Source organism: Algibacter miyuki, from assembly GCF_030409805.1.
Classification (GTDB): domain Bacteria; phylum Bacteroidota; class Bacteroidia; order Flavobacteriales; family Flavobacteriaceae; genus Algibacter; species Algibacter miyuki.
In genome coordinates this window covers 791,431-805,226 of sequence record NZ_JAUFQP010000007.1, presented here as the reverse complement: position 1 = coordinate 805,226, position 13,796 = coordinate 791,431, and the positions used below count along the sequence as shown (strand labels likewise).

Annotated in this window: 14 protein-coding genes; 10 read left to right on the top strand and 4 right to left on the bottom strand. The window is 34.2% G+C overall.

Annotation, left to right across the window (positions count from 1 at the left end; genetic code table 11):
- Position 1 precedes the first annotated feature (1 nt).
- The 10 genes from QWY92_RS06495 to QWY92_RS06450 all read left to right on the top strand — a co-directional run bounded on the left by QWY92_RS06495 (position 2) and on the right by QWY92_RS06450 (position 10,284).
- On the top strand, positions 2–865 hold the full coding sequence (locus QWY92_RS06495) for a tetratricopeptide repeat protein (protein ID WP_290269511.1): 864 nt from the start codon (positions 2–4) through the stop codon (positions 863–865).
- Positions 866–944: 79 nt separating this feature from the next.
- Positions 945–2,717, top strand: coding sequence for a BatD family protein (locus QWY92_RS06490; RefSeq protein ID WP_290269509.1), 1,773 nt, complete (start codon positions 945–947; stop codon positions 2,715–2,717).
- A gap of 1 nt (position 2,718) precedes the next feature.
- Complete coding sequence (locus tag QWY92_RS06485; protein ID WP_290269507.1) at positions 2,719–3,477, top strand: tetratricopeptide repeat protein; 759 nt, start codon at positions 2,719–2,721, stop codon at positions 3,475–3,477.
- 63 nt (positions 3,478–3,540) lie between these two features.
- The gene (locus tag QWY92_RS06480; protein WP_290269505.1) at positions 3,541–3,837 is read left to right on the top strand and encodes a hypothetical protein; all 297 of its coding nucleotides are present in this window, start codon (positions 3,541–3,543) and stop codon (positions 3,835–3,837) included.
- A 99-nt stretch (positions 3,838–3,936) separates the two neighbouring features.
- Positions 3,937–5,529, top strand: coding sequence for a SulP family inorganic anion transporter (locus QWY92_RS06475; protein WP_290270006.1), 1,593 nt, complete (start codon positions 3,937–3,939; stop codon positions 5,527–5,529).
- Between the two features lie 6 nt (positions 5,530–5,535).
- The gene (locus QWY92_RS06470; protein WP_290269503.1) at positions 5,536–6,348 is read left to right on the top strand and encodes a universal stress protein; all 813 of its coding nucleotides are present in this window, start codon (positions 5,536–5,538) and stop codon (positions 6,346–6,348) included.
- A gap of 17 nt (positions 6,349–6,365) precedes the next feature.
- A complete protein-coding gene (locus QWY92_RS06465; RefSeq protein ID WP_290269501.1) occupies positions 6,366–6,992 on the top strand; it encodes a carbonic anhydrase family protein in 627 nt (208 codons plus the stop codon).
- 21 nt (positions 6,993–7,013) lie between these two features.
- Positions 7,014–7,679 carry a DUF2490 domain-containing protein gene (locus QWY92_RS06460; protein WP_290270004.1) on the top strand — a complete coding sequence of 222 codons (666 nt, stop codon included), beginning with the start codon at positions 7,014–7,016 and terminating at the stop codon, positions 7,677–7,679.
- A gap of 67 nt (positions 7,680–7,746) precedes the next feature.
- Entirely contained in the window at positions 7,747–9,609 is a 1,863-nt protein-coding gene (locus tag QWY92_RS06455) for a SulP family inorganic anion transporter (RefSeq protein ID WP_290269499.1), read from the top strand.
- A 48-nt stretch (positions 9,610–9,657) separates the two neighbouring features.
- Positions 9,658–10,284: a carbonic anhydrase gene (locus QWY92_RS06450; protein ID WP_290269497.1), complete on the top strand. Its 627-nt coding sequence runs from the start codon at positions 9,658–9,660 to the stop codon at positions 10,282–10,284.
- 95 nt (positions 10,285–10,379) lie between these two features.
- Here the strand turns inward: QWY92_RS06450 and trhO are convergent, their stop codons facing one another.
- The 4 genes from trhO to QWY92_RS06430 form a co-directional block, all read right to left on the bottom strand.
- Positions 10,380–11,456, bottom strand: coding sequence for an oxygen-dependent tRNA uridine(34) hydroxylase TrhO (gene trhO / locus QWY92_RS06445; protein ID WP_290269494.1), 1,077 nt, complete (start codon positions 11,454–11,456; stop codon positions 10,380–10,382).
- A 364-nt stretch (positions 11,457–11,820) separates the two neighbouring features.
- Entirely contained in the window at positions 11,821–12,681 is an 861-nt protein-coding gene (locus tag QWY92_RS06440) for a reverse transcriptase family protein (protein ID WP_290269493.1), read from the bottom strand.
- Positions 12,681–12,971: a helix-turn-helix domain-containing protein gene (locus tag QWY92_RS06435; protein ID WP_290269491.1), complete on the bottom strand. Its 291-nt coding sequence runs from the start codon at positions 12,969–12,971 to the stop codon at positions 12,681–12,683. Before QWY92_RS06435 ends, QWY92_RS06440 begins: the two co-directional genes overlap by 1 nt.
- 34 nt (positions 12,972–13,005) lie before the next feature.
- On the bottom strand, positions 13,006–13,251 hold the full coding sequence (locus QWY92_RS06430; protein WP_290269489.1) for a hypothetical protein: 246 nt from the start codon (positions 13,249–13,251) through the stop codon (positions 13,006–13,008).
- Positions 13,252–13,796 lie beyond the last annotated feature (545 nt).

Here is a 13,796-nt window from a genome sequence, read left to right as displayed (position 1 = left end):
GATGAAATATTTAGCAACTTTTATAATCCTATTTTCAACCTTTTGTTCTTTTTCACAAGAAGCAGAAGAGGCGCAATTACTAGCTTTAAAAAAGGCTAATAATTATGTTTACGAAGGCAATAGTTTAATTAATGAATCTGATTATGTTTCTGCAGAAATGGAATACAGAAAAGCCATCTCTGAAAATCCAACAAACATTGCCGGAATTTATAATTTAGGCAACTCCTACTACACAAGTGGCAGCATGGACGAAGCCTTATTTCGTTTAGAAGAAGCTGCAAAAACGGCCACTTCAAAATCTGAAAAACATAAAGCATTCCATAACATCGGCACCATTTTAATGAAAGGTAAAAAATGTAAAGAAGCTGTTGAAGCTTATAAAAGTGCTTTACGAAACGACCCGACAGATGATGAAACGCGTTACAACTTAGGCATTGCTAAAGCTTGTGCTGAACAACAAAAAGACCAGAACAAAGACGACGAAAACAAGGACGATAAAGAGGACAAGAACGAAGACGATAAAAAAGACCAAGATAACAAAGACGAGAATAAGGATAACAAAGACGGCGACGACAAAGAGGACAACAAAGATAAAAAGGACGAAGGCGATCAAGATAAAAAGGAAGGCGACGACAAAAAAGATGAAGACGGCAAGCCTAAAGACGAAAAAGAAGATAAAAATAAAGAGGACGGCAAAGGCGATCAAGACAAAAAAGAACAGCCCCAACCACAACCTGGCCAAATGTCGCCACAGCAAATGAAAAACTTGCTAGAAGCCATGAATAATCAAGAACAAAAAGTACAAGAGAAAATGAACGCCGAAAAAGTAAAAGGCGTTAAAGTGCAAACAGATAAAGATTGGTAAAACGCAATGTTTAAATAGCATTATATTTTCAAAAAATCCTACATCGTTTTAACGCTTTGTAGGCTTATAAATTTAACAAATGAAAGTAGTAAAACACATATACATTTTAGGTTTCATTCTTATTACAAGTATAGCTTCTGCACAGGTTAAATTTGAAGCAAAACTTAGTAAAACGACCTTAGGCATAAACGAACGTTTACGCATTGATTTCAACATGAATCAGGACGGCGATAATTTTAATCCGCCCGATTTTTCAAACTTCAATGTTAGCGGTCCGAACCAATCGGTAAGCAACTCCTGGATTAACGGTGTTCGATCTTACAACAAAACATACACCTATTTTTTAACGCCAAAATCCCGTGGAACTTTCACTATTGGCCAAGCCGAAATTACTATTGCAGGTACTTTATACAAAACCGTACCAAGTAAAGTAGAAGTTACAGCCGCTGTAGATAAACCAAAAGACCCAAACGACCCAAACTTTATTGCCGGAGAAAACATTCATTTAGTTGCTGAAATTTCTAAAACCAATCCGTACTTAAACGAAGCTATTTCTGTGGTTTATAAACTTTACGTATCACCAACGATAGCGGTAGATAATTGGAACGAAATTGATAGCCCGAGATACAACGATTTTTGGAGTCAAACTATAAATACTCAAGGTCAGAAAGTACAAAACGGAAAATATAAAGGTAAAGATTATCGTTATTTAGTACTACGTAAAACAGTGCTATACCCACAAAAAACAGGCGAATTAAACATTGAGCCTTTAACTTTAAACTTATCGATGCGCGTGCCAACAAACCGTCGCGATATATTTGGTGGTGCATTAATGACGCGCGTAAGCAAAACCGTATCGGCAGGAAATAACACTATTACAGTAAAGCCTTTACCTGAGAATGGAAAACCAGCTGATTTTACTGGTGCTGTAGGCGATTTTAGTTTCGATGTTTCTGCTTCTAAACAAGCGCTAGATGCTTCGGAATCGCTTCAAATTAAAGTAGGCGTTAAAGGAAGTGGAAATTTAAAACTATTTAAACTCCCTAAACTTTCATTACCAAGTTCTTTGGAAGTTTATGAGCCGGAACATGCTGAAAACGTGAAAACAAATTCCGCAGGCATGCAAGGTGATATTTCGGATAGTTATACTGTAGTGCCACAATTTAAAGGTAAATATCCAATTCCAAGTATTTCATTTTCCTATTTCGATTTAAAAACAAAAACTTATAAGCGTTTAAATTCAGACGAAATCATAATAGATGTGCAAAACGGACCGTTAAATACGCCTGCCACCACTTCGGAAAACGGAACTGCAAACAGCAATAAGCAAGTAGTTACAGCCAATAATGATCAGTTTGCATTCATCAAAACAAAAACAAATTTCACGAAAGTAAAACCTGAATATTTCTTTAAAACCACACTATTCTGGTGCTTATTATTATTGCCGTTTCTAGCGATTCCGATAGCTATTGTAATACGAAATAAAAAAGCAACCCGGGATGCTGATGTTTATGGCAACCGCATTAGAAAATCGGATAAACTCGCTAAGAAATATTTAAGCAATGCTAAAAAATCTTTAGGTAAAAAAGAAGCCTTTTATATTGCTTTAGAGAAAGCTTTACATCATTATTTAAAAGCCAAATTACACATTGAAACCAACGATTTAAGTAAGGATAAAATCAATGATTTCTTACTGAACAAACAAGTGGATGCCCAAGTTATTAAAGATTTCGAAGGTATTTTAGAAAGCTGTGAACTAGCGCGATACACCCCAATAGACATTGTAACCATGCAAGAAGATTACAATAAAGCCGCTAAAACTATTTCGTTAATTGATAAACAAGCTCGTTAATATGAAACATTTACTATACATACTTTCGTTTTTGTTCTGTTTTGGAGTATTTGCTCAAAACAATGCCCTTTTTGAACAAGGAAACGCCCTTTACAACGATGGAAAATATGCGGAAGCTATTGAAAAATACACTACCGTTTTAAAAACGAAAAAACATTCTGCCGAACTATACTACAATTTGGCCAATGCACATTATAAACTCAATAACGTAGCGCCTAGCATTTTTTATTATGAAAAAGCCCTACAACTAGCGCCAAACGATAAAGACATTAAAAACAACCTCGCATTCGCTAAAAACATGACCGTTGATGCCATTAGTGTAGTGCCTGAAGTTGGTTTTTCAAAATTATTTAAAAACATTACTCACAGCATGTCTTTTGATGGTTGGGCAAAAACAACTATTGGTTTAGTGTTTGCCTTTGTTATTTTGTTTTTACTGTATTATTTCGCGTACTCTACGGGCCGTAAGCGCTTAGCATTTATAGGCAGTATTCTATCTTTAATTTCATTATGCATCACGTTAGCTTTTGCCTTTCAAAAATATGCTTTAGACAAAAAAGATAACCCCGCTATTGTTTTTGCACAAGAAAGTCAAATAAAAAGTGAACCTAATGCCCGTGGCGAAGAAGTTTTTAGATTACACGAAGGCACTAAAGTACAGGTTATTGACTCGGTTAATAATTGGAAAAAAATAAAATTATCAGACGGCCAAACCGGTTGGATTACCGATAAAGACATCAAAATCTTAACAGCTTTTTAATACTTTTATTTTAAATACATCGATTTTAAGAACTATATTTGTGGCTTATTAAATTTATAATAAATGCCAAGAAACCTTGTTTCTATCTTCTTTTTATTAAATTTCCTGGTGTTTTTATCAGCACCAACCATCATCTCTATGGTAGATGATTCTATTGATGTATCCTTATTTTACAGCACCGCAGAAGAAGAAGAACATGGCAACGGTAAAAGTAAAAACGTTAAAAACTTTATTTTAGAAAATACGGACAACGAAGAGTTCTTATGCTTAAAAGAAGAAAAAAACCTCTTAAGCTATTATCTTAAAGACTACTCGAAACCGTACCTTAATTTAATTTCTCCTCCCCCAAAATTCGCTTAATAATATTTTAGTCAGTGGATAGTTTTGTCCCATCCGATTTATCAAAAAAATTATTAAAATCACTAAAAAGCCATGCTTTTTAGTCTAAGTGAATACATTATGTTTAAAAATATTAAGAACGACTTTCCAGCGAGTATAGTCGTGTTTTTCGTTGCATTACCATTGTGTTTAGGTATTGCATTAGCAAGTGGTGCGCCACTATTTTCAGGAGTTATTGCCGGTGTTGTAGGCGGTGTTGTTGTAGGGAGTTTAAGTGGATCTAACCTTGGGGTTAGTGGTCCTGCTGCCGGATTAGCAGCCATTGTTTTAACTGCCATTGGCACTTTAGGAGGTTATGAAAACTTCTTGGTTGCGGTGGTTTTAGGAGGTGTTATTCAAATTGTTTTTGGAATATTAAAAGCTGGTGTTATTGGTTATTATTTTCCATCTTCAGTTATTAAAGGGATGTTAACCGGTATTGGTATCATCATCATCTTAAAGCAAATTCCTCACTTTTTTGGTTATGATGCCGAAGTAGAAGGTGCTGATAGTTTTGTGGAAGCTTCGGGAGAAAACACATTTTCTGCTATACTAAATATTACAGACAACCTTATTTTAGGCTCACTAGTTATAGGCCTAGTAGGTTTAGGTATTATCCTTTTTTGGGATAAAGTTTTAGCTAAAAAAGCAAAAATATTTACCGTAATTCAAGGCCCATTAGTAGCCGTAGTGGTTGGTATTATCTATTTTGCTTTAACCCAAGACCACGATACTTTAAGTATTGCATCAACACACTTAGTAAGTGTCCCTATTCCAGATGATTTTGCATCATTCATTGGCCAATTTAGTTTTCCAAATTTTGCAGCCATAGCCAATCCAGATGTTTGGGTTATTGCCTTTACAATTGCATTAGTAGCTAGTTTAGAAACATTGTTAAGTGTTGAAGCTACCGATAAATTAGATCCGCATAAAAATGTAACACCAACCAACCGTGAGTTATTAGCGCAAGGTACCGGAAACATTATTGTTGGTTTAATTGGAGGTTTACCTATTACACAAGTAATTGTACGTAGTTCAGCAAACATTCAATCGGGAGGTATGTCTAAAATGTCTACCATCATCCACGGATTTTTATTATTAATATCAGTAGTGGTTATTCCGAAGTTATTAAACATGATTCCTTTATCGGTTTTAGCAGCAATTTTACTTGTTGTAGGTTACAAACTAGCCAAGCCAAGTTTATTTGTGAAAATGCATAAAATGGGATGGAAACAATCTATTCCGTTTACCGTAACCGTTTTAGGCATTGTATTTATCGATTTACTTTGGGGTATTGGTTTAGGTCTTGCTGTAGGTGTAGTTGTTATTCTTTTAAAAAGTTACCAAAACTCACATTTCCTTCATATTGAAGATAATAGTAACGGAAAACATAAAATAAAAATGACCCTTGCTGAAGAAGTTACATTTTTCAATAAAGGTGCAATTTTAAAAGAATTAGATAGTTTACCTATTGATACTCAGTTAGAAATCAACCTGATTAAAACACGTTATTTAGACAACGATATCATCGAAATTTTAGAAGATTTCCTTTTTAAAGCTGAAGAAAGAAACATCGATATCAAATTAGTTTCTAAACGTGGTATTGTTGACAACCCATCGAGTTTTATTAAATTTTTCAACGAAAGAGAAAAATCAAACTTAAGTTTAAGCTAATGCACTATGAAAAAACTAAAAATCTTAGTGCTTGCCGATCTTAAGAAGCACACTAACAGCACCGTAAAAAGTGCTGTTAGTTTATCTAAATTAATAAATGCTAAAGTCGATTTATTTCATGTAAAAAAAGCAACCGACGTTATTGCGAGCGACAGCCAATTATCGGCCATGCGTACTATAAATGAAGAGCAAAACCAAGCGAGAAATCAACTGGCAACGGTTTTAAATCCTTTTGCAGAAAACTACAATGTAAATATTACATCTCGTGTAGGTATGGGGCATGTAAAATCTGAAATTGAAGCATATATAAAAACATCGAACCCAGATATTATTGTTTTAGGCCAACGACAATCTAAAACACTAAAAATTGCAGGTGATAACGTAACCGATTTCATTCTAAAAACTTACAATGGCACGGTAATGATTGCTTCTAGCGAAAACGGTTTAGAGCCAGAAAGCGATTTGCATATTGGTTTTCTTAACGGAAACACAACAACATCTAACACCGCTATAACCAACGATTTATTAGCACAAACCAACACACCGCTAAAATCGTTTAACATTGTTAGCAATGCCGACCAAAAAGCAGCACAAACCAGCAATTCAACAAATAAAACTATAGATTACGTATTTGAAAAAAATGATAATACAATTAAAAATCTATCACATTATTTAGAGAAAAACCAGGTAAATCTGTTACTTATAAATAGAGATAACAACACAGAGTCTAAGTCTGAAAAATCTGAAATTAAAGATGTTATAAATAAAGTAAATATCTCTTTATTTATAACCAGTAACACACAAAAACAAGCTATTTAACCTTAAAAAAACATATCATGAAAGCACACACAAGAGAAACTCAAGCAACATTAACCCCACAAAAAGCAATCGATTTTTTAAAAGAAGGAAATCAAAGATTTCAAGGAAATTTAAAAGCGAATAGAAATCTTTTAGAACAAGTTAATGATACTAGCGACGGGCAGTTTCCGTTTGCAACCATATTAAGTTGTATCGATTCTAGAGTTTCAGCAGAATTAGTTTTTGACCAAGGATTAGGCGATGTTTTTAGCGTTCGTATTGCAGGAAACTTTGTAAACGAAGATATTTTAGGAAGCATGGAATTTGCTTGTAAACTTGCAGGCACTAAATTAATTGTAGTATTAGGACACACTAGTTGTGGTGCAATAAAAGGCGCTTGCGATCATGCTGAAATGGGCAACCTGACTAAATTAATTGAAAAAATTACACCAGCCGTTAATGCCGTTACAGAACCTAAAGATGAAAGCCAAAGAACCTCTAAAAATTTAGATTTCGTAGATAGCGTATCTAAAAAGAACGTAGAGTTAACTATTGACAGAATCCATGCTGAAAGTCCGATACTTACTGAAATGGAAAAAAATGGTGAAATAAAAATTATTGGTGCTATGTATGATATTAATACAGGAGCCGTAAATTTTTACTAAACCCATATGTGTAAAAAAATGATGAAAAAGAAGTTGAATATGGTAGCACTAACTTTAGTGTTAATGCTACCATTATTTACTCAGGCTCAAGAAAGCGATTTAGGCAATTGGCTTATTTACATCGGCAACAAGAAACTGGATAGCAAATGGAATATTCATAACGAAGTACAGTACAGAAATTATAATGCTGTTGGCGATTTAGAACAACTGCTTTTACGTACCGGATTAGGCTATAACATCACCGAAAAAAACAACATTTTACTAGGATACGGCTATATTCTATCGGAAAATTATATTGGAGATACAGACGAAAAAGAATCGGTTAACGAGCATCGTATTTTTCAACAATTCACAACAAAACAAAATATTGGAAAAATAGGTTTAAGCCACCGATACCGTTTTGAACAACGCTTTGTTGAAGACGATTTTAAACTGCGCCTCCGTTATTTTTTAGGTATTAAAGTACCGCTTCAGTATAAAGAAAATGGAAAAAACCCATTATACTTATCAGCTTACAACGAGATTTTTTTAAATACAAAATCATCGGTATTTGACAGAAATAGGGTTTATGGCGGACTAGGTTATACCTTTTCTGAAAAGCTAAGATTAGAACTTGGATACATGAATCAGTTTTTTGAAACCACAGGGCGCGACCAAATTAATGTTATTGCTTTTGTGAATTTCTAAAAAAAAGGATATCTTTTTTGCGATATTAAAAATTAAGCTACCTTAGAGCAAAGTTAAATATTTGTATATGAAGAAACTATTTTCAAACATTAAAGGTGATGCCTTTGGAGGAATTACCGCTGGAATTGTTGCACTACCACTTGCACTAGCATTTGGAGTGTCGTCAGGTTTAGGCCCAGAAGCAGGCCTGTATGGCGCAATATTTATTAGTTTTTTCGCAGCACTTTTTGGAGGTACTAGTACACAAATTTCTGGACCAACCGCCCCGATGACCGCTGTTAGTATCGTTATTATCGCAGGAATGGTTGCAGCAAACGATGGCAGCGTAGAAAAAGCCATGCCAGCCATTTTAACCGTTTTCTTATTAGCGGGAATAATGCAAGTAGGTTTAGGCCTTTTAGGACTCGGAAAATACATCAGATACATCCCTTATCCTGTAGTTTCTGGCTTCATGACGGCCATTGGTGTTATTATATTACTAACACAAATTTTACCTGCAATTGGATACTATCCAAAAGAAGACACCGAATTTGTTGAACAATTCAAACCTCTAGCCGAGGAAGTTATTCTTGAAAATATTCTTAAAGAAGAAGCAGGCGAAGGCATTTTGGTTCTTGAAAATTTCAAAGAAACCATTACACAAGCCAATGCCATTACTCCAGAACAAATATTAAACGAGTCTCAAACCTTAGCCGCAAAAGAAGCTTCTGGTACCGTTGGCGCCATAAAAGTAATGCCACGTGCCTTACAAAACATCAATTGGTTGGAATTTGCTTTAGCACTTGCTACTATATTTATTATTTACGGTTTTAAGCGTATTACCAAATCTATACCAAGCACACTAGTTGCCTTAATTGTGGTTTCTGGAGTTGCTTTTGGCTTCGGATTACCTTACCGCCCAATTTCTGAAATCCCAGGCGGTATCCCTATTCCGCATCTTGAAATATTTACCAATTTCAATATTGGAAGTATAACGCCGTATATATTTACAGCTTTAACTTTAGCCTTATTGGGTGCCATAGATTCTTTACTTACCAGCGTAGTTGCCGATAATATGACAAAAACCAAACACAAGCCAAACAAAGAATTAATTGGCCAAGGTATTGGTAATTCTATCGGTTCTATTTTTGGAGGCATTCCGGGAGCCGGCGCAACCATTAGAACCGTTGTAAACATCAATGCAGGTGGAAAAACAAAACTCTCTGGAATGATTGCCGGTATCATGCTTTTAGTGATTATGTTAGCCCTTGGCCCTGTAGCTTCCAAAATTCCTGCGGCAGTTTTAGCGGGTATTTTAGTTACCGTTGGTATTGGCGTTATGGATTATAAAGGTTTAAAAGCCATTCCTAGTCTACCAAAAGACATCAAATTAGGCCCTTTAAAACTAAGTTCAGAAGTATTAATTATGCTTGTTGTATTAGTATTATCAACTTTTTGGGATTTAATCTATGCTGTTGGTATTGGCCTTATTATTGCATCTTTAATGTTCATGAAAAAAATTGGTGATTTAACCGCCGAACGTTCCGATGTAAAAACATTAAAAGAAGAAGTCTGGGACGACGAAGTTGGTTTCCCTCAAGATTTAAAAGATCAAGTTTTCATTAAACACCTTAAAGGTCCTTTGTTTTTTGGCTCTACCAGTGACTTTCAAGCCTTATCACTTCAAATTCCAAGTACAGCACGAACAGTTATTTTACGCCTTGGCCGTATGCAATATATGGATCAGTCCGGCTTATATGCTATGGAAGATATGCTTCAGGAACTTAAAAAGAATAATATTGAAGTCCTGTTTGTTGGCCTACTAAAACAGCCAAGATACATGATGGAACGTATTGATATTATTCCAGATTTTATACCAAACGAACACATTTTTAAAACATTTAAATCCTGTATCCAATGGGTTAAGGACAACTTAAAAGACACAGATTAACCTATTTTCGCTTCCGCTGAAAATAATAAAACAACACTTCTACTACCAATGAATTTAGATAATGTATTTAAAAATAATGAAGCTTGGATTAAGCGACAATTAGCCACTTCTGAAACCTATTTTGACGACTTAGGAAAAGGGCAAAGTCCAGAATTACTCTACATTGGTTGCAGTGATAGCCGTGTAACAGCCGAAGACTTAATGGGCTTAGGTCCAGGTGAGGTTTTTGTACATCGTAATATTGCAAACATGGTTTCCGGTACTGATTTCAATGCTATGAGCGTGGTAGAGTATGCCGTAACCCACCTTAAAGTAAATCACGTTGTGGTTTGTGGTCATTATGCCTGTGGTGGCGTAAAAGCAGCCATGCAATCTGCCGATTTAGGCGTATTAAATGGTTGGCTTCGTAATATTCGCGACGTTTATCGCATACACAAAGATGAGCTTAACGCTATTACAGACGAAGAAGAAAAATACGATCGCTTAGTAGAATTAAACGTAAAAGAACAATGTGTAAACTTGATAAAAACCGCAGCAGTACAAAAGGCTTACCGCGATAGGGGTTTAAAAGTTCACGGTTGGGTTTTCGATGTGCACACCGGAAAATTAATCGATTTAAAAATTGATTTCGAAAAATACTTAAAAGATATCATGGAAATTTATCACTTAGATTAATTTCATAAACATCAAATTTTAGAATATAAAAAGCCGCTCTAATTGTAGAGCGGCTTTTCTATTTCAGAATTAATATTTCAAAGTAAAACCATTTACTACGCCTCTTTTTGAGGTTTCAAAACATCAAAAATGTTGCGTAAATCCTTTTTATACGGTAAGTGATCGGCACGACCTTTCTTGAAAATATCGTTGCTATTTCCTTGTCCTTTGCGAAGTTCTTTTTGTTCCTCGTAAGGCAAAGCGTGTATTTCTTTACAAGCTGTAGAACAACAACTATCCATTTCCGTTTTACAATTATCACACTGTATAAATAGCAAGTGGCAAGCCTCGTTAGCACAGTTTGTATGTACATCAAATGGTGTTCCGCATTGGTGACAATTTGCAATAACATCGTCGCTAATACGCTCAGCACGTCGCTCATCAAACACAAAATTTTGACCTAAAAACTTGTTCTCAAGCTTGTCCTCCTTCACTTGGCGCGTGTATTCAATAATACCACCTTCCAACTGAAAAACATTTTTAAATCCTTTATGCTTAAAATACGCACTCGCCTTTTCACAACGAATTCCGCCAGTGCAATACATCACTAAATTTTTATCTTCTTTGTGCGCTTTTAAATCGTCTTCAATAATATCTAAAGATTCTCTAAACGTATCCACATCTGGTGTTACAGCATTTTTAAAATGCCCAATTTCACTCTCATAATGGTTTCGCATATCCACCAAAACGGTGTTTTCATCTTCAATTAAATCATTAAATTTCCCAGCATCTACATGCACACCAATATTACGCACATCAAACGTATCATCATTTAAACCATCGGCAACTATTTTGTTACGCACTTTTACTTTCAACTTCAAAAACGACTTATTATCCTGCTCTACGGCAATATTTAATCGAATATCTTTCAAAAAATCTATGGTATCCAAATGCGCTTTAAACTCGTTAAATCGATCGGCTGGTAAAGATAATTGTCCGTTAATACCCTCGTGGGCCACGTAAATTCTGCCTAAAACCTCCATCGGGTCCCAAGTTAAAAACAAATGATCTCTAAAAATTTGTGGATTGCCAATTTTGGCATACTGATAAAAAGAAAGTGTTAATCGACTTTTTCCTGCGTTGTCAATTAATTCAGCTCTTTCTTCGGCGCTTAATTTGTTGTACAGTTGCATGCTATACTAAGTTTTTAAGGTTAAGAAATTATTTTAAGCCACAAAGATAATATTTTCAAAATAACTTAACAGTATAACAACACTATTTTGGGCGCTACCCGAAAAGGGTCGGGCTTTCACTACTCAATCTTTTTGTTTTTAAAGGAAAAACAAAAAGGATTTCAAACATACCGTTCAATCCCTAGCGCGAGTGTTTGCCGAGGCTTGGATAGTTATAAACAAATTAACTTACAATAAACGTTACCTATCCAAAAAAGAAAAGCCTTTACTGAAAAAAGAATGAAAAACCAGCGATTGTTATTACAAGTCAAGTCTGATTTACGATAATAACTGTTGGAGTAATTTAGTGAGTTTCACCTATTTTTTAGCACAGTACTTTGTTGGCAACTGGCTTTTTTCCGTAATTAGCTTTTGAAATCTTCTCTTTATACATTAATAAACCTGCATTTTGTTCAGGTGTTCTTTCTTCAGTTGATTCCAATTTATCCATAAACGACTTAGGTAATTTTAAGTGGTTGTTCATTGGATGCAATCCAGTAATATTTGGGTTTCTTGAGTAATTGGTCTTTTTGTGGCTTATTTTATATTCAGCTGTAATAATCTCTAATATTTCAGGAAGCTTTGCTTTAAAGTCATTTGCAGATGAAAAAGTCATATCGTCAACAAAAGATGTAAATGTCATATTGTGTTGCTGAGCATATTCATACAAAACGTCTCCAGTTTTCATAAAAACTAAATTGGCAAGCGTAGATGACGTTGGTGCTCCTTGTGGAATTTTTCCTTTGAATGTAGTGAGTTTAGTTAAAATACCAGAAACTTGATAAGAGAAACCTTGGCTAACGAACATTTCATTAACAGCTTTATTAGTAATAGAAGGAAAAAAATCTTTTAAATCAGTTGTGAATTTATATTTTTTTCCTTGATGCTGTTTAGCATTATCGACATTGTCTTTTCCTTTAACAGCACCAAATGCATAAGGCGGTAATTCTATCTTTAAAAGTATATTTTTTTGGATTCTTTTTTGAATTACTTTAAGCCTATTAATACTCGGATTTATAATTCTTTGTTTGGGAATTCCATTTTTATCAAGTTTTGGCTTTCCAAACTTGTCCAATTTTATGACAATCTTTTCTCGATAATGATTATCTATATTTTGTATTATGGATTGAATTTCTTTGAAATCAACTTGCAATGAATAGGCGAGATGCTTAGTTGATTTAATCATTACACAGCGAAAAACTGATTAACCAATGATTTTATAGAAGGTGCAATCATCTTAAAAGCTTCCTTTTTTTCTGGATTTATATCATCATTATCTAATGATAAAAAGAATAAAATTGGTAATGGTGTTCCAAGGTTATTAGAAATAATCTTTAAAATAGAAAGATTAGGTTCCTTATTGTTATTCTCTATTTGCGATAAGTACGAAGGTGTAATTTCGCAAAGCTCAGCAAATTGGTTTTGTTTTAAACCTTTTTGTTTTCTAATCGATTTTATTGCAAGTCCTAAGTCCATATTATTTGATTTTAAAAAAATTAAGGGGTGTCAGTTAAAAAAAATCATTCAAGTTTTCAAGGTTGGTAAATACCTTTAAAAGTATTTCAACTGCTTTAAAAACAATACTCCAATCAATAGGTTTTTCAACGTCTACTTTTTTAGAGTTTTCTAAATAACTAATAGTGTTATTTAATTGAACTTTTTCTTCTTCCGATAATGAACAACGGTCCTCGGAAAGGATAGCCCTTATATTCAATATAAGGCTATCGATGTTTTGATAATCTGTGCTTCTACGCATAATTTAATAGATTTAATTAGAGACGGAATTGTCCCTTGCCTATTTACAATACGCTCGTAATTAAATTCAATATGCGTTGCCCACATTATCACCCCAAAATTATTCTTGCCTTTATTAAAAGATTTAATAGAATAGCAGTTATTGGTATTACTCTTTTCAGAATATGACTTCTAACGTTTTTAGGGGTTGCCTAAATCAGTTTATAACATTTCATCAATAGCGTTAACGCGTGTGACTGGATGTGCTGTCGCCAATAGAACCATAATTGGTTGTGTAACTTAATACACTTTAATTGTTTTTGAATTTAATTACTTCAATTTTCAAAACTCTTTCAAAGAACTATGATGCAAATATAGAATGGATAATTCAATTACACAAGAAAAAACGTAAAAAAATTAACTGTGAGTTAAATAATATTACATTTTGATGTGTTTAAGGAAAATTTTAAATGTGCCGAAAGTGTTTTTTCAGCTTGTTGCCAACTTAATTATATGGATTAATAATTCGTCTATAATAAATTAAAAAGGAGGGATAAGCTTACTTTT